Source organism: Sphingobacterium sp. SG20118, from assembly GCF_044740685.1.
Taxonomy (GTDB): Bacteria; Bacteroidota; Bacteroidia; order Sphingobacteriales; family Sphingobacteriaceae; genus Sphingobacterium.
In genome coordinates, this window is record NZ_CP172826.1 from 3,033,311 (window position 1) to 3,058,834 (window position 25,524).

Genomic DNA, 25,524 nt, shown 5'->3' on the forward strand with positions numbered 1-25,524 from the left:
CAATAGCACATGTTTCCTTTTAATGTCAGAGTATACGGAATTTTGATTAATGATAATGACGAAGTACTCATTAGTGATGAGAAAACTGAAAATGTATCGTTCACAAAGTTTCCTGGAGGAGGTTTAGAATATGGAGAAGGATTAATTGATGCCTTGAAAAGAGAATATCAAGAAGAATGTAACTTTGATATTGAAATCATATCACATATTTATACTACCGATTTTTATGAAAAATCGAGTTTCAATGAAAGTCAAATTATTTCAATCTATTATTTGATAAAAAATAGCAGCCCTATTGAGATACGCACAACAACAGAAGCATTTGATTTTGAGGGTCAAGAATATGAGGATGGCAAAGCGCAGTCATTTAGATGGGTAAAAATAGAATATTTAGAACAAAAAAATCTTACTTTTAAGACAGATCAAGCTGCTTGGGATATATTTTATAAGGATAGAAAATAAATTTGTATTTATAAAATAGTATTATTAAATTTACTTAAACCAAGAAGAGAAACAACTTTTATTAAAAAGACCTAATAATTTTAATTATTTAATATTGTTCGATATGTGAAAACATATACTATTGGTTTACTCGAATTTGTAAATTCCTAGTTCTATAGGTTTTTTAATAGTTAGTGTGATTTTATAAGCGATACTCCCGGTATCGCTTATTTTATTTAAAACCATGTTTATCTACCTAAGCATCCTCTTTCTCTAGTACCAATACATAGCTAAGCCTTGATAGTTTTTTTTCAAATATAAAATCATTTGCTATCTTCAAGCATTTGTAAATTAATTTGAATACATTTCTAATGTCGAACTTTAAAGGCTCTAAAGTCGAATTAGAACTTTTAAAAAAGTACTACTCAAATAAATTCTAGGTAAAATAGGCCAATAACAGCACAATAATAATACAAACTACAATAATAATTTTAGTGATTTTCGAATTATTATCATCGCTTTTGAAGTGATAATCTCTTTTACTTGGTAACATATTAACTCCTTTCTTTATTAGATGTCTAAAATACTCAAATTCCACAATTATTCATGATGATAAGGTTCACCCTTCAAAATTGAAAAAGCGCGATAAATCTGCTCAACAAAAAATAACCTAATCATTTGATGCGAAAAAGTCATTTTAGATAATGATATTTTTTGGTTTGCCCGCTCATAAATCTCATCATCAAAACCATAGGGACCTCCTATAATAAATATGAGATGCTGCGTACTCTGAATCATATGCTTTTCCAAATAAGATGAAAAATCAATAGAGCGATATTCTTTACCAAATTCATCCAACAGTACAACCGTATCTTGAGGATTAATCAATTTCTGTAAGAGTTGAGCTTCTTTTCTCTTTTGCTGATCTTGTGTCAAACTTTTAATATTCTTTACATCAGGAATAACGACCAAATTAAAGGTGATATAGAACTTTAGTCGTTTCAAATATTTATTAATTCCTTCAATCAAATAATTATCATCAGTTTTCCCAATACACAACAATGTTATTTTCATACTTTTTTACTTTCTACAAAAATGCTTTAATTTTTGTATATTTTGTAATTATAAGGTGACAATTAATAAACAAAATTCCATTTCCTTTTGTTTTAAAATATAGTTTTACAAAATTTAGAAATATGAAGAAAACGAAACTAATTTTACTAGCCCTATCAGCATTATGTATAGGTAAGGTTCAGGCGCAAGAAATCCAAACTGATACAGCAAAAAACTGGAAGATACATGGAGAAAACACTTTTTTAATAAATCAAAGCTCATTTTCCAATTGGGCCGCTGGAGGTGTAAATTCTTTTGCAGGTAATATCGTTTTAAATTACGATTTCAATTATAAAAAAGAAAAATGGTCGTGGGATAATAAAGTAATAGCTGCTTACGGTCAAACTTTTCAAAAAGATGTTGATTGGCGAAAAAATGATGACCGTGTATCCTTAAGTAGTTTATTAGGTCATGAAGCAAAAGAGAACTGGCTTTATACCTTTTTTCTCAATTTTAACACACAATTTGCAAAAGGTTATAATTACACTACGAATAATAAAGAACTCATATCAGAAGCATTTGCACCTGCTTACTTAAGCTTTGGTCCTGGTTTCGCTTATAAAAAATCTGACAATTTAAAATTCAACTTATCACCAGCTGCAGCACGTTTCGTATTCGTTAAAAATGATAGTTTAGCAACTACCTATGGTTTAGATCAGGGTAAAAACTCGCGCTTTGAATTTGGTGCTTCTTTCGATGCATATTACAAGAAACAAATCATGGAAAATGTCACGATCGAAAATATTTTAAAACTTTATTCCAACTACTTAGATAAGCCGAAGAATATTGACATTGACTATACAGCTACGCTAGCTATGAAAGTTAACAAATGGATTTCCGTTAATGCTGGAGTTCAATTAATATATGATGATAATACTAAACTTCCAAAAATAGAAAATGGCGTACAAATAGGCTCCAAATCAGACCTACAAGTAAAGCAAATACTTGGTGCGGGAATAACTTACAAGTTTTAAAAATTAGCATAAATAAGAAAAGCCTTGTTGAAAATAATCAATCAAGGCTTTTCTCTTCAAGAACAATTAAATCTTAATCGTGGTAATAACTTAATATTTTAGCTTGAACTTTTTAAAAGCGAAATGCCAAAGCCAAATAGGTCCTATCGAAAGAAATAAACAAAACTGTTTAAAAGAGATTGTACTCTTCTCCTTTGATTTTCCATACCATAATACAAGTAAAGAAATAACCGCAATGATACTTGAAACAAGAAGTACAGCTGGCCCTCCATCACGTTCTATATATTCGAATTGAACAATAAAATAGCTCATGACACCAATGCACAATAGGACTCCATAGGATAAAGTCGGTGAAAGTTTCAAATAGCTATATATAAGAATAGCAATAAAAAAAGATCCCCAGTTTAAAAACGTATGCCATCCTAATTTAACCAAAAAATCAAATTGTGGAAAAGGAATCATCCAGATGATCCCCATTAAGCCAAAAAAGAACAATGGTAAGAAAACAATTTGCAAAATCCTATTCGTAGGATCTTGAAAATTATTATTTAAATCATCAAAATATTGATCAACAGGTCTTTTCACCTCTTGTACTGGAACTTGTTTTTTTTTCATCTAATCGTAACTGTTTTCTGCTTTGCAAAATTATATTTACAAAAATACTAAAAATAAAAATTGAATATATATTCTACTCGTCATTTAAAACAAAAGCCTCAACAATGTTGAGGCTTTCATAATTATACCGTTCAAATACTTCTTATTTTGCGTATGCAACAGAACGAATTTCACGAATAACAGTCACTTTAATCTGACCTGGATAAGTCATCTCCGTTTGAATCCTATTTGAGATATCAGCTGCTAAAATTTCAGCTTGAGCATCTGATACCCTTTCGCTTTCAACAATAACACGTAATTCACGACCAGCTTGAATAGTAAAAGTTTTTTCGACACCAGGATAAGATAATGCTAAATCTTCTAATTCTTTCAATCGTTTAATATAACTTTCAACGACCTCACGACGAGCTCCAGGACGAGCTCCTGATATAGCATCACATGCTTGTACAATTGGAGAAATCATCGCTGTCATTTCGATTTCATCGTGATGAGCGCCAATAGCATTACAGACATCTGGATGTTCCTTATATTTCTCTGCGAGTTGCATACCTAAAATAGCATGTGGTAACTCGGGATTATCATCCGGTACTTTCCCAATATCATGTAATAAACCAGCACGTTTTGCATGCTTCACATTTAAGCCTAATTCAGCTGCCATCGTTGCAGCGAAATTAGCCACCTCTCGCGAGTGTTGCAGTAAATTCTGACCATAAGAAGAACGGTAACGCATACGTCCTACCATACGGATCAACTCAGGGTGCAAGCCATGAATGCCTAAATCAATAGCGGTACGTTCACCGATTTCAACAATTTCATCTTCAATTTGTGTACGAGTCTTGGCTACTACCTCTTCGATACGTGCAGGGTGAATACGGCCATCTGTTACCAAACGGTGCAGCGCTAAACGTGCAATTTCACGGCGAACAGGGTCGAAACCTGAGAGAATAATAGCTTCAGGTGTATCATCAACGATAATCTCCACACCAGTAGCCGCCTCTAAGGCACGAATATTACGTCCTTCACGACCAATTATACGCCCTTTAATTTCATCGTTTTCGATATTAAAGATAGAAACTGTATTTTCGATTGCAGATTCTGTAGCAGTACGTTGAATCGTTTGGATAACTACTTTTTTAGCTTCCTTTGTAGCTGTTAACTTAGCCTCGTCGACGATATCTTTTATTTGAATAATAGCCTGTGATCTTGCTTCTTCTCTTAAAGAATCTACCAATTGGTTCTTAGCCTCTTCTGCAGTTACGCCAGCGATACCTTCCAATTGTTTGATTTGTTGTACTTTTAGCAATTCGACCTCTTCGGATTTTTTTTCATTTATTTCAACAAGTTTGTCGAGTTGCTTGCGCGTTATGTCTAAATCTACTTTCTCCCGATTTAAATTTTCAAGTTTTTGATTTACAGATTGCTCTTTCTGACGTAAAGTATTCTCCTTTTGGCTGATTGTATTGTTACGTTGACTAACTTCCTTTTCATGCTCTGATTTCAGCTGTAGAAACTTCTCTTTTGCTTCCAAAAGTTTTTTCTTCTTTAAATGTTCTGCCTCTTGATCTGCTTCTTTTATAATGCTTTTCACCTTTTCTTGAGCTTCTTCTGTTTGTTTACTAAACAAAAGTGCTAAAAGATAACGGCCAATTGCAATACCAACGATCAGAGAAAGTATGATATAAATTGCGATGTCCATGTATTATTAATTGTTTATATGTATTTTATTTATTTATAATTTTCAAAAAAAAACCGCAATTAAATAACGGGTATCTAATATTATTAAACTTCTAATATCTATAATTAGGCTATGATCATGATCCAGATGGCTTACGCAAAATGACCTACATCTTTTTCGCCTGTAATATTGAAGCGTTAAGTTTAAAATAGTGACAACCCGAATTCAACTGCGGCAAATTCGTTGTAGTAAAGCGCTATAAAGAACGATTATTTTGTAAAGAAATTAGACAATAACTGATCCAGTTCATGAACTGATTGCTCCAAACCTTGATCTTGTGTCTGTACCTGTCGTTCAGCTTTCAACATCCCTGTTGCATACTGTAGAACACACATCGACAATAAATCCTGTTTATCACGAACAGTATAACTATCCTGTAATTCTTTCACTTTTTCATTAATCAATTTCGCTGCATGGCGGATTATTTCCTCCTCAGCCGTATCTACACGAAGTGGATACACTCTATCAGCGATATTTATTTTGATGGAAATTTCTCCCATTGTTATTTGAGCTTTACGTCGTATTAGTAAGTTATCTCTACCCTATCCACTTACTTCAACAAACTAATACATTTGTCTATTTCTCGCACAAAGTCGTTAATTTTTTGCTTTGTGTCAAGTACTTTTTCATTTATTGCATCTTTATCAGCTTCTGAACTATCTAGAGAACGGGCAACAGCCATAGCTTTCATTTGCTCTTCCATCTGCTTGTTCTTACTATTGCTTGTATTAAAAGCAACTTGAAGTGATTGAACTTCTAATTTAAGTAAATCATTTTCTTCTTGCAAGACTTCGCACATTTGAATTAAATTTTTCGTTTTCTCAACGATAATATTCATTTGAGAAGATAATGCTACCATATACTAAATTTATACAATTAAATGTTATTATTCATAATTAACCACGCACCTCTGCGCTTACTTCTTTCTCAAAGTTAAGAATTAATTTTTGAACTATTGCGTCAATTTGTTTGTCCATTAAAGTTTTTTCTTCATCTTCGAGAATAAAGCTCAAAGCATACGATTTTTTACCCTCTGGAATCTTGTCTCCTTTGTAAACATCAAATACGTTCACCGCTTTCAACAGCTTACGTTCAGTTTTATGTGCTATCGTTTCCAATTGTTTGAAAGTAACATTTTCATCAATCAATAACGAAAGATCTCGTTTAACTGAAGGAAATTTAGATACTTCTTTAAATTTAATGACATTCTTACGAATTATTTTCAATATTTGATCCCAGTCAAAATCAGCAAAAAACACCTGTCCCTCTACATCCGCTTTCGAGAGTGAAGTGTTAGATACCGCACCAAAAGTAACTAAAGCTTTTGCACCTCTCATATAACAGAGTCCATATGCATAATGATCTGTAGGTGCATCTTGCAACTGAAGATTTCCGATATTCAACCGTTTTAAGATAAGGTCAACGACAGCTTTAATATTGTAGAAACTGACAAGTTGCTTACTATTATTCCATTGTTCGGCTTCCATCTTACCACTGATAGTAATAGCTAAGTGTTGTTTTTCTTGATAACCCTCTCCATCTATTGCATACGTCTTACCAAATTCAAAGACCTTCAAATCTGCATTTCTTCTCTTTTGATTATAAGAAATTGCAGTTAAGGCTGAAAACAACATGTTTTGACGCATTGTATCCAAATCAGAACTTAATGGGTTGCATAAACGAACGGCCGTAGTCTCATCATCAACATAATCTAGCTTAGTCAAGGAATTTGAAAGTATTTCTCTAAAGCCATTTGCAATCAAAAGATCAGCCAATTGATTCAAAACAACCTCTTTATCGGGTTTTTCAGAAGTATTTAATGATGACTTAATTTGTCTTTTTAATTCAACATTATTATAGCCATAAATGCGCAATACTTCTTCTATAACATCAACTTCTCTGGTTACATCAACACGATATGCAGGAACCAAAACATCTAAACTTTCTTCAGACTCTTGATCAATACCGATACCTAGGGCAACAATAATAGATTTGATTTCTTCATTTGGAATGTCTTGTCCTATCAACTTCCGTACATTATTGTAATTTACATTAAATGCGAAAGGTTTAATTTCAGCCGGGTAAATATCAATAATGTTAGAACTGATTTGTCCTCCTGCTATATCTTGAATCAAAATTGCTGCTTTTTTCAGTGCATTAACAGTAATATTTGGATCTGTACCCCTTTCATATCTGAAAGAAGAATCTGTTTTCAGATGATGACGTTTTGCTGTTTTGCGAACAGTAACCGCGTTAAAGTATGCAGATTCTAAAAATATATTTGTAGTTGATTCCGAAACTCCAGAATTAGCCCCTCCGAAAACACCAGCTATGCACATAGGCTTTTCAGCATCGGCAATTATTAAATCTTCACTAGAAAGTTTGCGTTCAACGCCATCTAATGTGATGAAAATTTCATCTTGCTTCGCCTGTCTTACAATCACTTCGTTCCCTGCAATCTTATCCTGATCGAAAGCATGCAAAGGTTGCCCCAAATCATGTAAAATAAAGTTGGTTACATCAACAATGTTATTAATGGGACGTATACCTATTACATTGAGACGTTCCTTCAACCAATCTGGGGATTCCGCAACTTTTACTCCAGAAATATTGATGCCAGAATAACGCGGGCTACCCAATGGATTCTCAACAGTAACTTTCGTATTAACGCCGTTGCCCTCTTGGAACGATGAAAGATCAATAGCCTTCATTTCTTTTCTGAAATAAGCTGCAATGTCACGAGCGACACCTATATGTGATGCTGCATCAGCACGATTTGGAGTCAATCCAATTTCAAAGCGATAATCATCTTCTACCCCATAGAAATCTTTAACAAGTGTTCCGACAGTTGCGTCCAATGGCAGTTTCTACGATACCTGCATGAGAAGTACCTAAACCGACTTCATCTTCACCACAAAGCATTCCTTCAGAAACTTCACCGCGAATCTTTGATTTATTGATTTTAAAAGGTTCACCGCTTACTGGATGAACAGTTGAACCAACAGTTGCAACAATAACTTTCTGTCCTACTGCAACATTTGGGGCTCCACAGACAATATGCAATAAGTCTGCTTGACCAATGTCTACTGTAGTCACTTTCAATTTATCTGCATTCGGGTGTTGATTACAAGATTTTACTTCTCCTATAACCAAGCCTTCTAATCCACCTGGAATACTTTGCACCACATCTAAAACCTCTACCTCTAATCCTACGTTAGTTAAAATTAAAGATAACTCTTCTGGTTTTTTATCTATATCAATATGATCGTTAAGCCACTTATATGAAATATTCATTTTAGAATCTGATTTTACGCACAAACTTAGATAAATTTGCTCTGATTCGCAATATAATTGCATTGTTATCAATGCAAATTTGTCGTTTTCTCCTCATCCTTTGATAGTTTTTTTATTGAAGGAATATAAAACGTGGAGTTATATCGTGTGTTCAAAGGAAATATTCTATTATCCTTTAAAATAAAAAAAACATAAAATATAATAGTACTTCTTTATTACTATAAATAATCATACAAAAGAGCGTTGACTTACAAAGAGGTAGTGAGTGAAAACGAAACGAAAAAAAAATAGTGCATCTGTAAAAAGTAATTTTACTAATATTTAGCACTTTTCATTCCTAATAAGTCAAAGGATTAACGTAAATTTGTGTTTTAATTTGAAGAACGTTCAAAACTTACAGTTATAATGATTCATTTCTTTGTGAACCCAAGCGACATCGTTTACGGTGTGCAAACCCTAGAAGATTTATCTATCGATGATATTTCTAAGCTAAACTGGCTATTTGGAAGCGCTAGTAAAATCGAAAAAGAAACCCTAGACGATTATTTTGTTGGTCCACGTGCAGCTATGATTACCCCATGGAGCACTAATGCTGTGGAAATTACCCAAAACATGGGCGTTGAAGGAATTATTCGTATTGAAGAATTTCGAAAAATACAAGCAAATTTTAACGATTTTGACCCAATGATTTCACAGAAATATGAAACATTGACACAAGATATGTATACCATCAATATTGATCCTGAACCTATTTTAGAGATTGACGATATCGATGCTTATAATAAACAAGAAGGTCTCTCTTTAAACCCCGAAGAAGTTCAATATCTTGCCAATCTAGCAACGAAATTGAATCGTAAATTAACGGATTCGGAAGTATTTGCTTTTTCTCAAGCAAATTCAGAACATTGTCGTCACAAAATATTCAACGGTACTTTTATTATTGATGGTGAAGAACAACCAACTTCTTTATTCAAATTAATTAAGAAAACTTCTGAAACGAATCCGAATGATATCGTTTCAGCTTATAAAGATAATGTAGCTTTCGTCAAAGGACCACGTGTCACACAGTTTGCTCCAAAATCAGCGGATAAGCCTGATTTTTATGCAGAGAAAGAATTTGACTCCGTTCTATCTGTAAAAGCAGAAACTCATAACTTTCCTACTACTGTAGAACCATTTTCTGGTGCTGCAACCGGTTCTGGTGGTGAAATTCGTGACCGTCTGGCAGGTGGACAAGGTTCCCTACCGTTAGCTGGGACAGCTGTCTACATGACGTCATATTCTCGATTAGAGAAAAATCGTCCCTGGGAACAAGCGATGGAGGAGCGCCCTTGGTTATATCAAACTCCAATGGATATCTTAATCAAAGCTTCCAATGGAGCGTCAGATTTCGGTAATAAATTTGGACAGCCCCTAATTACAGGTTCGGTATTAACATTCGAACATGAAGAAGATGCTCGCAAATTAGGTTTCGACAAAGTCATTATGCAAGCTGGTGGTATCGGCTACGGTAAATTAGATCAAGCTAAAAAACATACACCAAAAGTAGGTGATAAAATTGTTATCCTAGGCGGAGAGAATTATCGAATTGGTATGGGCGGAGCAGCAGTTTCTTCAGCTGATACTGGTGCATTTGGCTCTGGAATTGAATTGAATGCCATCCAACGTTCAAATCCAGAAATGCAAAAACGCGCTGCAAATGCAGTTCGCGGTATGGTAGAGTCTGACCATAACCCAATTGTATCTATTCATGATCATGGCGCAGGTGGTCACTTGAACTGTCTTTCGGAACTTGTAGAGGAAACTGGTGGATTAATTGATCTAGATGCCTTACCTGTTGGTGACCCGACTCTTTCGGCAAAAGAAATCATCGGTAACGAGTCTCAAGAAAGAATGGGATTAGTAATTGGAGAAAAAGATATCGATATTTTAAAACGTGTAGCTGATCGTGAACGTTCACCGATGTACACAGTTGGTGATGTAACCAATGACCACCGTTTTACCTTCGAATCAAAAACTACTGGTGAAAAACCAATGGATTATGCTCTAGAAGATTTCTTTGGTTCTTCGCCAAAAACAATTATGAAGGATAATACGATAGTAAGAAATTACGCAGATCTATCGTACAGTACCGAAAATATTCCGTCTTACTTGACACAAGTTTTGCAATTGGAAGCAGTTGCTTCCAAAGATTGGTTAACAAACAAAGTAGATCGTTGTGTAGGAGGCCGTGTTGCCAAACAGCAATGTGCTGGCCCATTGCAATTACCATTAAACAACGTGGGCGTAATGGCTTTAGATTATAAAGGTAAGGAAGGTGTTGCGACTACGATTGGTCATTCACCTGTAGCTGCAATTATCGATTCTGCCGCTGCTAGTAGAAACTGCTATAGCTGAATCTTTATCAAACTTGGTCTTCGCTCCTATTAAAAATGGTTTAGCTGGTGTTTCACTTTCTGCTAACTGGATGTGGGCTTGTAATAATGAAGGTGAAGATGCCCGTCTTTATAAAGCAGTAAAAGCCTGTTCAGATTTTGCATTAGAATTAGGAATTAACATCCCTACAGGTAAAGACTCCTTATCCATGAAACAAAAATACCCGAATGGAGATAATGTTATTGCTCCTGGTACTTTAATCGTTTCTGCAGCTGGTAACTGTACGGATATCACACAGGTTATTGAACCCGTTTTAAACAAAGATGGAGGTTCAATCTACTATATCAACTTATCAAAAGATGCTTTCAAATTAGGTGGATCTTCATTCGCTCAAATCTTAAATAAAATTGGTAGAGAAGTTCCTACGATTCAAGATGGAGCTTACTTTAAAAAAGCATTTAACACTATCCAAGATTTAATAAAAGCAGGTCAAATTGAAGCCGGACACGATATTGGCTCTGGTGGTTTAATCACAACACTTTTAGAATTGACATTTGCTGATGTAAACTTGGCGGCTAACTATGATCTATCAGGATTAGGCGAAACAGATACAGTAAAAACCTTATTCAATGAAAATATCGCAGTTGTATTACAAGCAAAAAATGATAATGCTTTTGAAAAAGCATTAATTGAAGCTGGTATAGATGCTGTGAAAATTGGGCAAGCGATTGCCGGTACTGAAGTTTCATTCAAAAACTATACTGACACGTTCACCTTCAATGTCATGGATACACGTGATTCTTGGTACAAAACGTCTTTCTTATTAGATTCAAAACAATCGAAGAATGGAATGGCCCAAGAGCGCTATAACAACTACAAAAATCAACCTTTGAGTTTTGTATTCCCTAAACATTTCACAGGTATAAAACCAATAATAGATACTTCAAAACCAAGACCAAAGGCGGCTATCATCCGTGAAAAAGGTTCTAATTCTGAACGCGAAATGGCTAATGCTATGTATTTAGCCGGATTTGATGTAAAAGATGTTCACATGACAGATTTAATCTCAGGTCGTGAGACATTGGAAGATATCCAATTCATTGGAGCTGTAGGGGGATTCTCGAACTCGGACGTTTTAGGTTCTGCTAAAGGTTGGGCTGGTGCATTTTTGTACAACGAAAAAGCAAAAACAGCACTAGAAAATTTCTTCAAACGTCCGGATACTATGTCTGTAGGTATTTGTAATGGTTGCCAACTGTTTATGGAGCTCGAATTAATCAACCCTGAGCACGAAGTTCATGGTAAGTTGCTACACAATACTTCACAAAAGCATGAATCCAATTTCATTGCTGTCACAGTACAAGAAAATAACTCAATCATGTTGTCAACTCTGGCGGGTGCGACATTAGGTGCTTGGATTTCAAATGGTGAAGGTAGATTCAATTTACCACAACAAGAATCACAATATCATATTGTTGCGAAGTACGCTTATGATCAATATCCAGCAAACCCGAATGGTTCAGATTATAATACCGCGATGCTTTGTGACAAAACAGGTCGACATTTAGTGACAATGCCACATATTGAGCGTTCTACGTTCCAATGGAACTGGGCTAACTATCCAAAGGGACACCAAGACCAGGTAACTCCATGGTTAGAAGCATTTGTCAATGCACGAAACTGGATTGAAACAAATAAAAAGTAAATTGCTTATAGTAAATAAAAAACCTCCTGCACTTCAATATACAGGAGGTTTTTTTAAATTGTTTGAGTCCATTTGCAAAAAACACGGATAATAATGCCACCTGTTTAATGGGACAAAGTTATTATTGTTCTGAAAATCCCTATATCTTTCTAATATAGCCAGGTTTGTCCATCAAATTATCTAATGAGTACTTACCTGATCCCATAACTAGAAAAAGTACTAATAAGAATAGCACGACTATCGATAACCACAATTCTCCATTAAGATAACTAAACCCATTTGTTATATTAACAAAAAATACTGCTCCAAATAAAATAGGTAACAAAACGATTGAAGCTAATCGTGTTTGAAATCCACAGATAATAAACAGCCCGCCAACGATTTGAGCAAAAACAATATAGTGAACACCCCCCCAAATGTAAAAGGTATAGTTCACTTCTTGTACCAAAGCACTAACACTATTTAAATCTGACACAAAACTTAATCCTTTTATCAGAATAAGAAACCCTACAACTATCCTAAGGTAGTCTATCCATTGTGGATGATGCACATTTCCCCAGTTTTCAATTTTATGAATTAGGTTCATAACAACTCTCCTTTCTTAATGATTTATATACAATTCAAACAAACCGGTTTTAAATTTGTTTTGTTATTTTGCAAATTGAATAATAATTAAATCCCTATTCAGTAACAATTAACAGCATACGAATCCCTTTCATTATAAATAAAGCAACAGATTATCAATGAACAACTCATCAAAAAATATGATAAACGTAGAAAGGTAAAAGAAAATCGAATAGATGCCAATCGTATAATCCCTCTATTAAACAGCTAAGGTCGCATGAATAATGTATATACTATAGGAAAAAAATAATCCATATTCTATCAGTCTTATAAAACTTGATGAGCTTGAGAAGCACACGTAGGGTATTATTAGTTTTTAATGATATGCGGAACAAATCGACTTTTATCTGTTGTAATGGGCATTGTTGATTCTCTAAAACTAATACCACAGGGTTCTTGACCAATAATCCAACTACCTATGATTGAAAAGCCTGTTTCCTCTTTGTGCAGAGTAGCTAATTCCTGATAAATATAGCCTTCACGGCCATACTCACCTGCCGTGGCGTATATCAACTCTTTATCGTAGTACATTTCAATATTAGCTCCCTCTCTCGAAAGAATCGGTTTTTTAATGTAATTTCTAAGCTGTTTGTGATCATCAAAATATGCTGGCAATAGATTCGGATGATGTGGGAATAATTGCCACAGAATTGGTAAAATCGCTTTATTAGATAGCAACATTTTCCATGAAGGCTCTATCCATTGCGCCTCATTAACATCATTGACAATATTTTTCCCAAATTCCTCATGAACCATCCATTCCCATGGATATAACTTAAAAATAGACTGAATTGATTTGCCCTCTAAATCAACAAATTCCCGTCCTTCCCATCCGATATCATCAATATAAATCAGCTGCGTTTGAATACCTGCCTGCATAGCAGTGTCTCTAAGATACTCAACATTTGTTAAGTCTTCCAGTGTTTCCTTCGCACATGAAAAGTACAATATATCACCTTTCAAATGAGGTTTAATATCTTTCCAACACGCAATTAATTGCTCATGCACACTATTAAATTGATCTATCGATTCAGAAAAATAATGATTCTTCCAATACCACTGTACAATACCACATTCAAATAGTGATGTTGGTGTATCAGCATTAAATTCTAACAACTTTAATTTTCTTTTCTCAGAGTCATAAGCGAAATCAAAACGACCATAAATAGAAGGCGTTTCATTTTCCCAGGATTGCTCTATATGATGCACCATATAGGCTGGAATATGAAATAAATCATAGCGCTTATTTGTTATAACATATTCAACCGCTTTTAGGCACATATCCCATACTTCTGTAGTTGCATGGTGTAACATATCTGCCTCCTTACTCGTGATTTCGAAATAGTAATCATCAATCCAATAGGGTTCATCTTGATCTGTATGGAAGCCATATCCGATAGATTCCAATCGAGATTTCCAATTAGGATCGATAGTCAAATGTTTTATTTTCATTATGCTCCGACAGAAGAAGATTGAGATGAAGCAGCAGTATTGCCAAATCCATTACGTTTAGCTTGATAAGCTGCAGATTTTTGCGCGTTAGTACCCGAAACAGAGTTTGGGTTCAAATTGCTATTAGCATACCCCATACCACCACCAAGATGTCTAAAAGCCATAAACCATAAAAGTGATGTACCCATTCCCCCACCCGTACGATGTTGTTCTCGATAATCATTTGTCACTTCTGTATATGGAGCTGTAGAATCTGCTCGCATGTAAACACGCTGTTGATGTGTCTCAGGCCCTGATTGTGGGCGCCCACAAGAAGCCAATACGGATGTAATCAATACTAATTTAATTGTTGAAGATGTTTTTTTTCTCATTATTATTGCACAGTTACATAAATAGGAATCTCACTCAAAGTTTGAGTTGAATCGGCCACTGTCCAAGTATTAACACTTTTAGCAGTAACAATCGTATCACTCTTATCTGCGATTTTCTCACCATTAAACCAGATATGCTGTTTTGTAATATGCAAAACGGAATCTCCCTTACTCTCCGTTACCAAAACAACCTCTCGAGCCGATTTTTTATCCAAAGTCTCCAATGGTTTTTCTTTCTTAACATCAGTACAACTGATGAAAATCAAAATTGGCAATACGAATAAAATATATTTCATTTCAATTTTTTTTAATACAAATAACTAAATCATACCTTTACGCAGCATGTCAAACCAACAGTGCTAGCGATTGGGCTCAACAACAATATATCGTCTAGGTATGGAATGTTAGGATAACTTCAAATTGATAAATTTACTAGCATTCTTTATCATAAGTACGATTCCAATGTTTATTACTATCCAAAGGTGTTGGTGTCACGCGGTATTCTAAATTAATACCGTTCAAACGCCTCTTCTTGATACGTTTGTTCACTTCATTAATATAGGCTATCTGCGTTATTCTGAAAGTTCCAAAGCTTGTTCCTTTAATATTTTCTTGGTCAATAAAATCCTCTACCAATTCAAAATTAAAAAAACAACCTAAATAATCTTTCCAAAATAAAATAGGATTGTCCACCTTATCTAAGTAACTATCTTCTGGATAACACAATTCGCCATCCTCCACTTCAAAATGATCAGCAAGCACTTTATTAGTATTAGCAACAAATTCCTTCGCAATTTCCTCGTCTTCTATCGGAAGAAAAGAAATCACATCTTCTTCTTCCAAGCTATCAAACATCAAATGATTATTGAAGCAATGAATCAATTCGGGTAATAATTCTACCACATCATTGTACATCTTTCCCATAATACAAATATACAAACAATCCAGCATTTCAAGACTTAATTTAACTATTGAATGTTATTCTGCCAAATAGCCTGTACATTTATGCCATGAAATCATTGGACATAATTTTAAGTGGTATTTTTCTATTTCTCACACAACTAACAATTGGACAACAGACTCATTCCACGAATCTCATTAACGGCGACCTTATCTTTGTTGGAGCCGAACAAAAGAACCTTTCAGGCGCCATCAATCGTGTCACTCAAAGAGATACGAACAGCTCTTTCGACCATATTGGAATAATAGAAATCAATAAAGACTCTATTTTTGTTTTACATGCTAGCTCCAAAAGCGGCACAATACGGGAGAAAATTCAAGACTTCTTTAAAACTCAAAAAAACGGCCGCAACGATTTAGTTATTTTCCGGTTAAAACAACCTTACGACAAAAGTATCCCTATCGCAATTACAGCAGCAAAACAGATGTTGGGAAAACCCTATAATTGGAGCTATATCTTGAATGAAAACAGCTATTATTGTTCCGACTTTATAGAAAGAGCTTTTCGTTCCTATCACATATTCCAACTAGAACCTATGACTTTTATTAATCCAACTACAGGAAAAACAGATGACTTTTGGATTAATTTTTATCACAAACAAGGATTAGAAGTGCCTGAAGGCAAATCGGGATGTAACCCCAATGGTCTAGCTGCATCAGATAAATTGGTGAAAATAGGTAACCTCATGTTGTAAAATCGATTTCAATTCCAATTAAAATTAATTTTTATCGTAACTTACAGGCACCATTAAACATAACAATTATATGAGTCCAAGTCTGATAAACGCATTGAAAAAGCAATATAAAGTCCTTTCAGGAAAAGTATCATCTTTTAAAATCGAGCATAAATGTAGCCATAAATGGTACGGCAATTCTTACGGCGGCTTCTATGTTAATCCAGACCTATTACATCCCGGTGCTATCGTTTACTCCTTTGGCATCGGTCAAGACACTTCCTTTGACGATGCGATTATAGACAATCACGATTGTCAAGTCTATGGTTACGACCCTACTCCTAAATCAATTGAATGGATTGATAAACAAACAGATATGTCACCCAATTTCCATTTTCATCCTGTTGGATTAGATAAGGAAACTGGCACAACCTTTTTCAACCTACCGAAAAACAAAGATTATGTATCAGGATCAATTATCAATCATCAACATGTTGATGAAAATAACATGATAGAAGTTAAAATGAAATCATTTATAGATATTGCGACTGAAAACAACCATAACCACATCGATGTTTTAAAAATGGATATTGAAGGAGCGGAATATAGTGTAATCGATAGCATTTTAAATTCTCCAATTGAAATCAAGCAAATTTTACTGGAAATACACGAACGATTTTTTGATAATGGGAAGGAAAAAACAAAATATTTATTAAATTCTTTAAAACAGCACGGCTATCAAATTTTCGGAATTTCTGATACTTTAGAAGAGATATCTTTTATCAAAATCAGTGATTAGCGAATATTTCACATTTAAATATTACATGGAAATTTTTAAAGCATATATAAAAAAGAGAATAGCGGTTACATCAGAGCAAATTGAACAGATTATCTCCAGTTATACCCCTACCCAAGTTAAGAAAAAAAGCTTCATTCTTCGCGCCGGAGAAATATGCAATTTTGAAGGCTTTGTCATGAAGGGCTGCTTTAAGATATTTTACCTAACTCCTAATGGTGAAGAGCATATTTTGTATTTTGCGATAGAAGAGTGGTGGATTTCAGATATCGCTAGCTTTAACGACCAAGAAACCAGCACAATTATATATTCAAGCATTAGAAGACTCTGAAATATTGATTATCTCTAGAGAGCAAAAAGAACGACTTTTCACTAATTGCACACAAGTTGAACGATTATTCCGAATTATGGCACAGCGAGCTCAGGTTGCTTCACAACATCGTATCATCGCAGCACTTGGCTTTACTGCTCAAGAGCGTTATTTAGACTTTATTCAACGCTATCCAAAGATTTATCCCCGAATATCCAATTTACAACTTGCATCTTATATTGGCGTCACCCAAGAATTCTTAAGTAGATTGAAAAGACAAATTCTTAAACCAAATAAATAAACATTTATTGATGTAGGTCAATCTTTAAAAGAAAACGTTTTCAGATTTTTGTAGAAGTAAAATACAACAGCCAGTTTGTTCTTCACATAGCACATTGAATAAGCTTACTGTTAAAACATTAAAAGAAACATGATGAATAATTTTTTTAAAATTGTAGCAGCTGCAGCCTTAATGATTAACGGAGCCGTAGCACAAGTAAAATGGAGTGCAGACCCTGCACATACGAACGCAAGATTTGATGTAAATCATTTAGGTATTAGTTTTGTTGACGGGGAATTTACAAAAGTGTCCGGTTCAATTGATGCTGCAAATAAAGAAGACTTCAATAATGCAAAAATTAACTTCGTAATAGATGTAAACAGTATTAACACACGCATCGAAGCACGTGATAGTCACCTAAAAACTGATGATTTTTTCAACGCTGAAAAATACCCAAAAATGATTTTAAAATCGGTATCATTTAAAAAAGTGAAAACGGGAAAATACATATTAATAGCTGACTTAACCATCAGAGATGTAACGAAAAAAGTTACTTTTGATGTAACTCAAAATAACGGAATTATTACAGATCCTTGGGGAAAAACACGTGCTGGATTCACAGCTAAAACAACCATCAATCGTTTTGACTTCGGCATAAAGTATAACGACAAGTTACCATCAGGAATAGAAGCTGTATCTTCAAATGTAGAGATTACCGTAAATACAGAGCTTGTATTAGACTAATGGAGTAAATACATTATAACAAGATAAAGCCCTTTAGATAATTCTTTAAGGGCTTTATTTTATTAAAAACAGTTCATCATTCCACCATCCAAAGGAATACTTGCCCCTGTTAGATAGTTAGCATAATCTGAACAAATAAATGCAACTAAATAACCGTATTCTTCAGGCTTACCCAATCTGCCCATTGGCACCTGTTTTAAACGTAGAGCCAAGGCCGCCTCATAAGAAATTTGAAGACGGTCCGCATCCAACTGCGTCAATGATTGAATTCTTTCAGTATCAAAAAGACCTGTCAAAACACTATTTACCGTTATATTATGAGATGCAATATCTTTAGCTAGAGATTTGCTCCAACTCATCAGTGCCGTACGGATTGTATTTGACAACACTAAATTAGACACCGGTTCTTTCACTGTCAAGGAAGACACATTTATGATTCGCCCGTAACCTAACTCTTTCATATGAGCCAATGCCAATTCCGTTGTATAACAATGTGTCTTAAATAATAAATCAAAAGCATCTTGGTAGTCATCCAAAGATTGATTAGCAATAGAGCCAGCTTTAGGCCCATTTGTATTATTAACCAAAATATCAACAACATGATGGGCAAAATAATTTGAAATTTTTGTTTTAAATTCCTCAAAATTATCAAAGTCAACGACAAGATATTGGTGCACCTGCCCTTTACTTCTATCCAATCCAGCCAAAGCCCGCTTCAACTTCACCTCATTTCTAGCCATCAAAGTTACCGAAGCACCATTCAAGGCTAACTGCTGCGAAATAGCATATCCTATGCCACCGGAACTCGCTCCCACTAATGCCTTTTTATTTCCTAAATCTATATCCATAATCAGTTTCTTATATTTTCTAAATCGAGCAAATTAATCATTATTTCTTGCTCGAACCATAGCAGTAAACAGGTAAATAGATAATGCAAAAGAAGTACCTAAGAATACCCAAGCCCAAATCGGGATGCCTAAAAATTTAGGCTCAACATGCGCAATTATCACCATACCTGCTAACATATTTAGAGACAAAACCATAATACCTATAACGATACGATTAATCCCTTTACGGATAATCTGTGTAAATGTCTTAGCACTAATCAAGTGATGATTTAGTGTAAAATTTCCTAACTTAATTTGCCTAAATAAACCTCTGAGGTCATCAGGAAGCTTCTCAATATCACGGGCAAAAGAAAATGCTTTATTTTTCCCCTTTTCAAATAAGTATTTGGGGTCCATCCGCTCACGCATAATGCGATTAGCAAATGGCTTAATACTTTTCATTATATTCAAATGAGGATTGAGCTGCCTACCAATACCTTCCATCAAGGATATACCTCGAATTAACTGATAGATATACTCTGGAAAATACAAACGATTGTCCCCTATAATATTCCATAATTTATCAAGTAAAGATTCTAAACTAATATCACCTAAAGACACGTTCTCAATTAAATCAAAAATCTCATAAAGAGACCTTTCAAACTGAGCACGATCAGGGATATTGCTAACTATAGCAACATCTTCGATTGTATCGGCCAGATGTATGGCATTGGATGAGACAGCAGCCTGAATGAATTCTTCAAGATTTTGCCTATCAATAGCCAGCAGCTTACCCATGTTACCGAAATCAATAAAGGCCAGCTTACCGTTTGGAAGAACCATTAAATTCCCAGGATGTGGATCTCCATGAAAGAAACCATGTACAATCACTTGTTCCAAATAAAGATTGATTCCATTATCCACGATTTCTTCCAAATCTAGTCCCATGGCCTTCAGTTTCTCTTTATCTGTCACTTTGACTCCATTCATATACTCCATTGTCAAAACCCGGTCCGAACTTAATTTTGGATATACTTTCGGAACTGTAATCAGATTATTCCCTTTAAAATTTTTGGCAAAGCGTTCGATATTATGACGTTCATTCAGTAGTGAAATTTCTTGTATCAAAGTTGTCGCAAATGAATCAACAATTAAAGGTAAATTAAGATTTTGTAAGGGTTCACTATAACCAACTAATATGCGCGCGATATCTTTCATCAACGACAGGTCTGTTTTCAAAACCTCATCAACTTGAGGCCGCCGCACCTTTACAACGACATCTTTCCCGTCAGTTAATTTCGCTTTGTACACCTGTGAGATAGAAGCCGCAGCAAAAGGTTTCTGATTCGATATGTGAGAAGTGTTCATCAAAATGAATATTCAGCTCCTGCTCGATATAACTTTTAATTTCAACTGTAAACGGATCCACACGATCTTCTAAATACTTAAGTTCTTCCACCAATTCTCTAGGTAGCAATCCTTCACGCGTAGAAGCAGACTGACCAAGCTTAACAAAAGCAGGCCCCAATTCCTCTAGCGCCATACGAATACGTCTATACACAGAAATATTAGCGATATCAACCCCTATCTCTAGTGAAGTTTTATTGGTATTCCATGGTAGTCTAGTCAATATATCACGAAATCCATATTTAGCGAGTACACTAATAATATGAGAACTTCGCTGCAATTTTTTAGCTGAATTCTGGATCATAACCTGTTTCTATTTAGTAATCAAGTTACAAAAACCCTGCTACAAATCGCCTACAGAACAATAATTTTATAGTTTACCAAAAATTAAAACAAAGTGCAATTCCCCTTTTACTACTCCTCTTCAAGAGCATCCATATTATCCTTTATCATTTTCAAATATTTCCCATAATAATAATAACTCATCGTCTCGATACAGATTACTAAAAACACCAGTCCTATAACAAGCCCCAATATTAGGAGCACAATAAAAGAAGGCTCTTGATTCCAGGTTTCTCCAAGATTATAAATCTTATCTAACCATTCTCCTGCATGCCCAAGAGAGAAAAATATAAAACAAATAAGTATTCCTTGAGGAAACAGTAAATAAGAAGACATCTTATACGTCTCAATTGAAAATTTCAAGTCATAATATAGTTTCAGTAGATTTTCTCGAGAACTCAACAATTCAAATTGTTTAGTACTACGATAGAAATAAAAGAATTTTTTATAATATAATAAACTAGCCAACCCCATCTGAAGTAACAAAAAATAATAGGCGACCTTCGCATACCCAGTAATTTTATATATTTCAATATTAGGGAGTACCAATAAGAAAATGATGGCGCATAACCATGATATAAACTCAATTTTAATATTTTTACGCAGTCTTGCGAGAATATTACCTACTGACTTATAATGATTAAGACTTGAATTAACCTCGAAGCTATTTTCCGATTGATTATTCCATTTTTCTTTAAATTCATCAAAATTCATAACCTTGCCTTTTAATAATCTGTTGCAATTTTTCTTTTGTTCGGTTCAATTTCACGCGAGCATTGACCTCTGAAATACCCAAATTTGTCGCAATATCACGATGGCTCTGTCCTTCCAAAAACAAGAAAATCAGTGCTTTCTCTACTGAATTAAGGAACTGAACTGCTTGATAAAAATAGCGTAATTGTTCTTCCTTATCTTCCGTACCCAAATCTTCTGTCACATCGATATCACTCGTCAATTCGTGTTGATCCGGTCTTCTTTTCTCTTTCTTTAGATAGATTAAAGCCGTATTAATCGCCACACGGTATAGCCAAGTGGAGAATAGACTCTCTCTTCTGAAAGATGCATAAGAACGCCACAATTGCATAACAATTTCCTGAAATAAATCTTGCTGATCCTCCAAGTTGTCCATATACATACGAGACACCTTAATGATAGCACCTTTATTCCGCTCTATTTGTTCCAAAAATTGTTGCTCGGCTGACTTCACAGTTATTTCTTAATCGTTTGCCCGTAAATAAAATTCAACATACCGAATTAGTTCCTTTTTTTATTAAATGTTACACAAATCAAAAATTAAAATGATATTATGATGTAAACATCAAAATATCATTTCCATATTCTATTTCAAATCACTCCATAATTTAATAACAACAGGAAATTTCTATTTTCTTTTGCAGTACAGCTTGATTAAGGATTTACAATTTAATTCTCTAAATTAGTTTAATAACCAAAATATAGCGGCATATGAATAAAATATTTTTTAAAGGCCAGGTGCTTTGGGCCCAGATTGACCCTAATAGACATTTACGTCATTCTGCCTATGCAGATTTTTGCGCTCAAGCAAGGAGCAACATGCTAAATGGAATCGGTCTGTCACTGAAACAGTTCGCAGACTACAAGATTGGTCCTATTTTATTTAGAGAAGAATTAATCTACCACCGTGAAATTCTTTTGGATGAAAATATTTATGTTGAAGTAGAACTAACCAAATTCAATATAACAAATAGTCGTTTTTCATTTCGACATAGCGTTTTTAAATCTGATGAAACGAAGAGTGCGACGGTTATTGTTGATGGTGCTTGGTTAGATTTAGAAAAGAGAAAACTAACACGTATCCCCGACGAATGGAACCATTTCATCAATAAAATCCCTAAATCGGAGGATTACGTAGAAATCATAGAATAAAAAAAGCTTCCAGGATAAAATCCTGGAAGCTTTTCTTGCTAACGTATATTACTTAACTTCTATTAATCTTTTTGCAACAATAGCATCTTCTTTTTTGCCAACTGTTACAATCAGAACACCACCTTCATATACTGCGTCGATCTTACTATGATCTACCGTTTCAGGTAAAGCAAACGACCTAGAAAATGAAGTGTAATTAAACTCTCTTTTACTAAATAGTTTTTCATCACTAACCGATTCTTCCTTTTTCTCAGCAGATATAGTAATGACTTTTTTATCCACGTTAATTTTAAAATCTGACTTCAAAAGACCAGGTGCAGCCAATTCAATTCGGAAAGCCTGTTCCGTCTCAGAAATGTTAACTGCTGGAACACGAGAGATTAAACGATCTGAAATAAAAGAATCGTTAAACAAATTATCAAATACTGTACTTACAAACGGATTTACAGAATCGGTATTCAAGCTTTTTGTTGGAAATTTAATTAATGCCATTTTTTATCCTCCTTTTAATGTTTATACTTTATTTATTATATCCAATTTACATCTACATTTCAATTCCCATACCAAAATGGAAAACTAAAATACTAGATGACAAAAAGTCTACAAATATTTAATTGAAATGCCATATTGTCAGTTTAACTGTAAAAAAACATCAATCAACTGTAAATCAAAACAGTTACAACTACATAAAGTATGTATAAAAACTTAAATATTCATGGATCACCAATCTCATTTTAATGAATATGCTTTTCTTAACAAACAAAAATGCTATTTAATCCTTTTGAATGTGTTGAATAGGCAACAATGCTAATCTTATAATTTCTCATGCTAGTATAGATGCTTGTTTGATTAAAAAGATCACTTACGTTTTAATTTTAATACAACAATATGAATTGGAATCCGGAAATTTATAATCGCTTTAAAGATATACGTTATCAACCTTTTTATGATTTAATCGAACTGATAACAGATGAAAAATCACAAAATTGTATTGACATTGGATGTGGAACAGGTGAACAAACGTTTATCTTAACTAAAAAGCTTAAAAATTCTCGCTTTTTGGGTGTTGACCCATCCGAAGCTATGCTTTCAGAATCCTTACAATTCTCCCACGATAGATTATCTTTCAAACAAGCTACGACTGAAGAGGTTCTAGATTCCAAAAGAAAATGGGATTTGATATTTAGCAATGCCGCATTACAATGGTCAAATAACCATCATACGTTGTTTCCAAATCTTCTATCACTACTACTCCCCAATGGTCAATTTGCAGTTCAAATGCCAATGCAGACTCTTAATATATTGAATCAAATTCTATTAATATTAGTGCAAGAGGAACCGTTCAAAAGTTATTTAAAGGGATGGAAAAAAGAATCCCCCTTGTTATCAATCGATGAGTATACACAAATAATGTACAATGCTGGATTAATCAATATACAAGTTATTCAAAAAGTATACCCCATCATCGCTCAAAATAAACAAGAGTTATTTGACTTTATATCTGGATCAGCATTAATTCCTTACTTGGATAGATTCCAAGACAATCAAAAAGAAGAATTTATCAATGCATATAAGAAACGTATTGAACAAAAATTCATCAAATTTCCTAATATTTATGCATTCAAAAGACTATTGCTTTATGGAAGAAAACCTTAAAAACTTTAATTATCGCTTTTCCAGATTAATGAATATTTCTTTTCCTTCACGTGGTCCTATACTATTAAAACACTTCTGCATTCTTTTAATATCAAAATAAGCTGAAAAAAGAGATTGATAAGTTAGCAAATCACCGCCAAAAGGAGGACCAATTCTATTCAATATTTCATCAAAAAGCACTCCTATTAGTCTACCGCCTGGCTTTAGTAATGAAGATACTTTCTCTACATATTCCTGACGTCTGTTTGGTACTATGGCACAGAAGAAAGTTTGCTCAATCAACAAATCATATTGTCCTTGATGCTTAAAAAAATCAGCACAGATAATTTGCACAAAAGGATTTCCTTTAAATTTCTCATTCAACTGCTCTATAGCATTTGGAGCGATATCAATCAGTGTTATATTAGTGAATTTATTTTCTAATAAATAGACTGCTTCATAAGCATTTCCACAGCCAGCTATTAAAATAGCAGCATTCCGATTAGAATATTCACGCATATAAGCCGTAATCGGCGGAGAAGCACATCCAAGATCCCAACCGATAAGATTGTTTTTCCACCTCAAATCCCAATAGTGTTGATCCAAAATCTGATCCTTTTCCTTTTTTATTGAAAGATGTTTTTCTTTTCTCTTCTCCATTACAAAACAATTTCTAATCAAAATTAATGACATCACTTCCTCTTAAAAAAACGTGATATCACTATTTTTAATAAAACAAAGACATTATTTTGTCATTTATTAAAATAAATGACAAAATATTTTTGCTTAGTGTATAATTAACACTATATTTGTATCATCATAATTTAGGTTTATAATTGGTTAAAAAGGTTTTCATTCTCCCCGTTTGAAAACCTTTTGTTTTTACTAAAAAACCATCCTATAGCATTAATATTCAGTAACTTAAAACGAAACATCACTAAGTG

Annotated in this window: 28 protein-coding genes and 1 pseudogene; 10 read left to right on the top strand and 19 right to left on the bottom strand. The window is 34.1% G+C overall.

The features are described 5' to 3' along the window. The first annotated feature begins 9 nt into the window (after positions 1-9). On the top strand, positions 10-462 hold the full coding sequence (locus ACFX5U_RS14140) for an NUDIX domain-containing protein (protein WP_038699481.1): 453 nt from the start codon (positions 10-12) through the stop codon (positions 460-462). A 579-nt stretch (positions 463-1,041) separates the two neighbouring features. Here ACFX5U_RS14140 and rlmH read toward each other — a convergent pair. After that, positions 1,042-1,515 carry a 23S rRNA (pseudouridine(1915)-N(3))-methyltransferase RlmH gene (rlmH, locus tag ACFX5U_RS14145; RefSeq protein ID WP_280566531.1) on the bottom strand — a complete coding sequence of 158 codons (474 nt, stop codon included), beginning with the start codon at positions 1,513-1,515 and terminating at the stop codon, positions 1,042-1,044. Positions 1,516-1,637: 122 nt separating this feature from the next. Between rlmH and ACFX5U_RS14150 the strand changes: the two genes are divergently transcribed. Then, positions 1,638-2,528, top strand: a complete 891-nt coding sequence (locus ACFX5U_RS14150; protein ID WP_400261110.1) for a DUF3078 domain-containing protein — start codon at positions 1,638-1,640, stop codon at positions 2,526-2,528. A 90-nt stretch (positions 2,529-2,618) separates the two neighbouring features. Here ACFX5U_RS14150 and ACFX5U_RS14155 read toward each other — a convergent pair whose 3' ends face one another. The 6 genes from ACFX5U_RS14155 to ACFX5U_RS14180 all read right to left on the bottom strand — a co-directional run bounded on the left by ACFX5U_RS14155 (position 2,619) and on the right by ACFX5U_RS14180 (position 8,172). Next, positions 2,619-3,143, bottom strand: a complete 525-nt coding sequence (locus ACFX5U_RS14155) for a hypothetical protein (RefSeq protein WP_038699487.1) — start codon at positions 3,141-3,143, stop codon at positions 2,619-2,621. A gap of 142 nt (positions 3,144-3,285) precedes the next feature. Then, positions 3,286-4,839 (bottom strand): ribonuclease Y, encoded by a 1,554-nt coding sequence (gene rny / locus ACFX5U_RS14160; protein ID WP_400261111.1) that lies wholly within the window; start codon positions 4,837-4,839, stop codon positions 3,286-3,288. Between the two features lie 248 nt (positions 4,840-5,087). Next, complete coding sequence (locus ACFX5U_RS14165; RefSeq protein ID WP_021191210.1) at positions 5,088-5,378, bottom strand: cell division protein ZapA; 291 nt, start codon at positions 5,376-5,378, stop codon at positions 5,088-5,090. A 50-nt stretch (positions 5,379-5,428) separates the two neighbouring features. Then, positions 5,429-5,737, bottom strand: coding sequence for a hypothetical protein (locus ACFX5U_RS14170; RefSeq protein ID WP_038699491.1), 309 nt, complete (start codon positions 5,735-5,737; stop codon positions 5,429-5,431). A gap of 37 nt (positions 5,738-5,774) precedes the next feature. After that, positions 5,775-7,736 carry a phenylalanine--tRNA ligase subunit beta gene (pheT, locus tag ACFX5U_RS14175; RefSeq protein ID WP_400261112.1) on the bottom strand — a complete coding sequence of 654 codons (1,962 nt, stop codon included), beginning with the start codon at positions 7,734-7,736 and terminating at the stop codon, positions 5,775-5,777. Then, entirely contained in the window at positions 7,708-8,172 is a 465-nt protein-coding gene (locus ACFX5U_RS14180) for a hypothetical protein (protein WP_400261113.1), read from the bottom strand. The genes pheT and ACFX5U_RS14180 overlap by 29 nt, the downstream gene beginning before the upstream one ends. Positions 8,173-8,577: 405 nt before the next feature. On the opposite strand from ACFX5U_RS14180, the pseudogene purL reads away from it, so the two are divergent. Then, positions 8,578-12,253 (top strand): annotated as a pseudogene (purL, locus tag ACFX5U_RS14185) (phosphoribosylformylglycinamidine synthase). 139 nt (positions 12,254-12,392) lie between these two features. Here the strand turns inward: purL and ACFX5U_RS14190 are convergent. From ACFX5U_RS14190 to ACFX5U_RS14210, 5 genes are all read right to left on the bottom strand, one after another. Next, entirely contained in the window at positions 12,393-12,839 is a 447-nt protein-coding gene (locus tag ACFX5U_RS14190; protein WP_038699497.1) for a DoxX family protein, read from the bottom strand. A gap of 347 nt (positions 12,840-13,186) precedes the next feature. Continuing rightward, positions 13,187-14,329: a glutathionylspermidine synthase family protein gene (locus ACFX5U_RS14195; protein WP_400261114.1), complete on the bottom strand. Its 1,143-nt coding sequence runs from the start codon at positions 14,327-14,329 to the stop codon at positions 13,187-13,189. After that, on the bottom strand, positions 14,329-14,700 hold the full coding sequence (locus tag ACFX5U_RS14200) for a hypothetical protein (protein ID WP_038699501.1): 372 nt from the start codon (positions 14,698-14,700) through the stop codon (positions 14,329-14,331). The genes ACFX5U_RS14195 and ACFX5U_RS14200 overlap by 1 nt, the downstream gene beginning before the upstream one ends. A 2-nt stretch (positions 14,701-14,702) precedes the next feature. After that, positions 14,703-14,996, bottom strand: a complete 294-nt coding sequence (locus ACFX5U_RS14205; RefSeq protein WP_280566487.1) for a hypothetical protein — start codon at positions 14,994-14,996, stop codon at positions 14,703-14,705. Positions 14,997-15,132: 136 nt separating this feature from the next. Continuing rightward, positions 15,133-15,624 carry a hypothetical protein gene (locus ACFX5U_RS14210; RefSeq protein ID WP_038699505.1) on the bottom strand — a complete coding sequence of 164 codons (492 nt, stop codon included), beginning with the start codon at positions 15,622-15,624 and terminating at the stop codon, positions 15,133-15,135. An 86-nt stretch (positions 15,625-15,710) separates the two neighbouring features. Here ACFX5U_RS14210 and ACFX5U_RS14215 point away from each other — a divergent pair, with 86 nt between their 5' ends. The 5 genes from ACFX5U_RS14215 (at position 15,711) to ACFX5U_RS14235 (ending at position 18,464) form a co-directional block, all read left to right on the top strand. Continuing rightward, positions 15,711-16,355, top strand: coding sequence for a YiiX/YebB-like N1pC/P60 family cysteine hydrolase (locus ACFX5U_RS14215; RefSeq protein ID WP_038699507.1), 645 nt, complete (start codon positions 15,711-15,713; stop codon positions 16,353-16,355). A 70-nt stretch (positions 16,356-16,425) separates the two neighbouring features. After that, entirely contained in the window at positions 16,426-17,133 is a 708-nt protein-coding gene (locus tag ACFX5U_RS14220; protein WP_400261115.1) for an FkbM family methyltransferase, read from the top strand. 25 nt (positions 17,134-17,158) lie between these two features. Beyond that, complete coding sequence (locus ACFX5U_RS14225) at positions 17,159-17,461, top strand: Crp/Fnr family transcriptional regulator (RefSeq protein ID WP_400261116.1); 303 nt, start codon at positions 17,159-17,161, stop codon at positions 17,459-17,461. Between the two features lie 76 nt (positions 17,462-17,537). After that, positions 17,538-17,741, top strand: a complete 204-nt coding sequence (locus ACFX5U_RS14230; protein WP_400261117.1) for a hypothetical protein — start codon at positions 17,538-17,540, stop codon at positions 17,739-17,741. Between the two features lie 129 nt (positions 17,742-17,870). After that, positions 17,871-18,464, top strand: a complete 594-nt coding sequence (locus ACFX5U_RS14235; protein ID WP_400261118.1) for a YceI family protein — start codon at positions 17,871-17,873, stop codon at positions 18,462-18,464. Between the two features lie 62 nt (positions 18,465-18,526). Here the strand turns inward: ACFX5U_RS14235 and ACFX5U_RS14240 are convergent, their stop codons facing one another. From ACFX5U_RS14240 to ACFX5U_RS14260, 5 genes are all read right to left on the bottom strand, one after another. Then, entirely contained in the window at positions 18,527-19,312 is a 786-nt protein-coding gene (locus tag ACFX5U_RS14240) for an SDR family oxidoreductase (RefSeq protein ID WP_280566473.1), read from the bottom strand. A gap of 33 nt (positions 19,313-19,345) precedes the next feature. Continuing rightward, entirely contained in the window at positions 19,346-20,659 is a 1,314-nt protein-coding gene (locus ACFX5U_RS14245; protein WP_400261119.1) for an ABC1 kinase family protein, read from the bottom strand. Then, a complete protein-coding gene (locus ACFX5U_RS14250) occupies positions 20,580-21,002 on the bottom strand; it encodes a hypothetical protein (RefSeq protein ID WP_400261120.1) in 423 nt (140 codons plus the stop codon). Before ACFX5U_RS14250 ends, ACFX5U_RS14245 begins: the two co-directional genes overlap by 80 nt. A gap of 110 nt (positions 21,003-21,112) precedes the next feature. Then, positions 21,113-21,754, bottom strand: coding sequence for a hypothetical protein (locus tag ACFX5U_RS14255; RefSeq protein ID WP_038699513.1), 642 nt, complete (start codon positions 21,752-21,754; stop codon positions 21,113-21,115). Then, positions 21,744-22,247, bottom strand: a complete 504-nt coding sequence (locus ACFX5U_RS14260; protein WP_280566464.1) for a sigma-70 family RNA polymerase sigma factor — start codon at positions 22,245-22,247, stop codon at positions 21,744-21,746. The genes ACFX5U_RS14255 and ACFX5U_RS14260 overlap by 11 nt, the downstream gene beginning before the upstream one ends. A 257-nt stretch (positions 22,248-22,504) precedes the next feature. Between ACFX5U_RS14260 and ACFX5U_RS14265 the strand changes: the two genes are divergently transcribed. Next, positions 22,505-22,945 carry a thioesterase family protein gene (locus ACFX5U_RS14265; RefSeq protein WP_038699517.1) on the top strand — a complete coding sequence of 147 codons (441 nt, stop codon included), beginning with the start codon at positions 22,505-22,507 and terminating at the stop codon, positions 22,943-22,945. A gap of 48 nt (positions 22,946-22,993) precedes the next feature. Here the strand turns inward: ACFX5U_RS14265 and ACFX5U_RS14270 are convergent, their stop codons facing one another. Further along, positions 22,994-23,437 carry an Hsp20/alpha crystallin family protein gene (locus ACFX5U_RS14270; protein ID WP_400261121.1) on the bottom strand — a complete coding sequence of 148 codons (444 nt, stop codon included), beginning with the start codon at positions 23,435-23,437 and terminating at the stop codon, positions 22,994-22,996. A 396-nt stretch (positions 23,438-23,833) separates the two neighbouring features. Here ACFX5U_RS14270 and ACFX5U_RS14275 point away from each other — a divergent pair, with 396 nt between their 5' ends. Further along, positions 23,834-24,601: a methyltransferase gene (locus ACFX5U_RS14275; protein WP_400261122.1), complete on the top strand. Its 768-nt coding sequence runs from the start codon at positions 23,834-23,836 to the stop codon at positions 24,599-24,601. A gap of 9 nt (positions 24,602-24,610) precedes the next feature. Here the strand turns inward: ACFX5U_RS14275 and ACFX5U_RS14280 are convergent, their stop codons facing one another. Then, positions 24,611-25,240: a methyltransferase gene (locus ACFX5U_RS14280; RefSeq protein ID WP_280566453.1), complete on the bottom strand. Its 630-nt coding sequence runs from the start codon at positions 25,238-25,240 to the stop codon at positions 24,611-24,613. Positions 25,241-25,524: the final 284 nt, after the last annotated feature.

Coding starts and splice junctions, on each gene's coding strand:
- ACFX5U_RS14215 (WP_038699507.1), top strand. CDS start 15,711: ATGAAATCATTGGACATAATTTTAAGTGGTATTTTTCTATTTCTCACA.
- ACFX5U_RS14140 (WP_038699481.1), top strand. CDS start 10: ATGTTTCCTTTTAATGTCAGAGTATACGGAATTTTGATTAATGATAAT.
- rny (WP_400261111.1), bottom strand. CDS start 4,839: ATGGACATCGCAATTTATATCATACTTTCTCTGATCGTTGGTATTGCA.
- ACFX5U_RS14270 (WP_400261121.1), bottom strand. CDS start 23,437: ATGGCATTAATTAAATTTCCAACAAAAAGCTTGAATACCGATTCTGTA.
- ACFX5U_RS14210 (WP_038699505.1), bottom strand. CDS start 15,624: ATGGGAAAGATGTACAATGATGTGGTAGAATTATTACCCGAATTGATT.
- ACFX5U_RS14280 (WP_280566453.1), bottom strand. CDS start 25,240: ATGGAGAAGAGAAAAGAAAAACATCTTTCAATAAAAAAGGAAAAGGAT.
- ACFX5U_RS14245 (WP_400261119.1), bottom strand. CDS start 20,659: ATGAACACTTCTCACATATCGAATCAGAAACCTTTTGCTGCGGCTTCT.
- ACFX5U_RS14165 (WP_021191210.1), bottom strand. CDS start 5,378: ATGGGAGAAATTTCCATCAAAATAAATATCGCTGATAGAGTGTATCCA.
- ACFX5U_RS14265 (WP_038699517.1), top strand. CDS start 22,505: ATGAATAAAATATTTTTTAAAGGCCAGGTGCTTTGGGCCCAGATTGAC.
- ACFX5U_RS14275 (WP_400261122.1), top strand. CDS start 23,834: ATGAATTGGAATCCGGAAATTTATAATCGCTTTAAAGATATACGTTAT.
- ACFX5U_RS14150 (WP_400261110.1), top strand. CDS start 1,638: ATGAAGAAAACGAAACTAATTTTACTAGCCCTATCAGCATTATGTATA.
- ACFX5U_RS14155 (WP_038699487.1), bottom strand. CDS start 3,143: ATGAAAAAAAAACAAGTTCCAGTACAAGAGGTGAAAAGACCTGTTGAT.
- ACFX5U_RS14240 (WP_280566473.1), bottom strand. CDS start 19,312: ATGGATATAGATTTAGGAAATAAAAAGGCATTAGTGGGAGCGAGTTCC.
- ACFX5U_RS14170 (WP_038699491.1), bottom strand. CDS start 5,737: ATGGTAGCATTATCTTCTCAAATGAATATTATCGTTGAGAAAACGAAA.
- ACFX5U_RS14225 (WP_400261116.1), top strand. CDS start 17,159: ATGGAAATTTTTAAAGCATATATAAAAAAGAGAATAGCGGTTACATCA.
- ACFX5U_RS14220 (WP_400261115.1), top strand. CDS start 16,426: ATGAGTCCAAGTCTGATAAACGCATTGAAAAAGCAATATAAAGTCCTT.
- ACFX5U_RS14250 (WP_400261120.1), bottom strand. CDS start 21,002: ATGATCCAGAATTCAGCTAAAAAATTGCAGCGAAGTTCTCATATTATT.
- rlmH (WP_280566531.1), bottom strand. CDS start 1,515: ATGAAAATAACATTGTTGTGTATTGGGAAAACTGATGATAATTATTTG.
- ACFX5U_RS14180 (WP_400261113.1), bottom strand. CDS start 8,172: ATGAATATTTCATATAAGTGGCTTAACGATCATATTGATATAGATAAA.
- ACFX5U_RS14200 (WP_038699501.1), bottom strand. CDS start 14,700: ATGAGAAAAAAAACATCTTCAACAATTAAATTAGTATTGATTACATCC.
- ACFX5U_RS14255 (WP_038699513.1), bottom strand. CDS start 21,754: ATGAATTTTGATGAATTTAAAGAAAAATGGAATAATCAATCGGAAAAT.
- ACFX5U_RS14235 (WP_400261118.1), top strand. CDS start 17,871: ATGATGAATAATTTTTTTAAAATTGTAGCAGCTGCAGCCTTAATGATT.
- ACFX5U_RS14205 (WP_280566487.1), bottom strand. CDS start 14,996: ATGAAATATATTTTATTCGTATTGCCAATTTTGATTTTCATCAGTTGT.
- ACFX5U_RS14195 (WP_400261114.1), bottom strand. CDS start 14,329: ATGAAAATAAAACATTTGACTATCGATCCTAATTGGAAATCTCGATTG.
- ACFX5U_RS14190 (WP_038699497.1), bottom strand. CDS start 12,839: ATGAACCTAATTCATAAAATTGAAAACTGGGGAAATGTGCATCATCCA.
- ACFX5U_RS14230 (WP_400261117.1), top strand. CDS start 17,538: ATGGCACAGCGAGCTCAGGTTGCTTCACAACATCGTATCATCGCAGCA.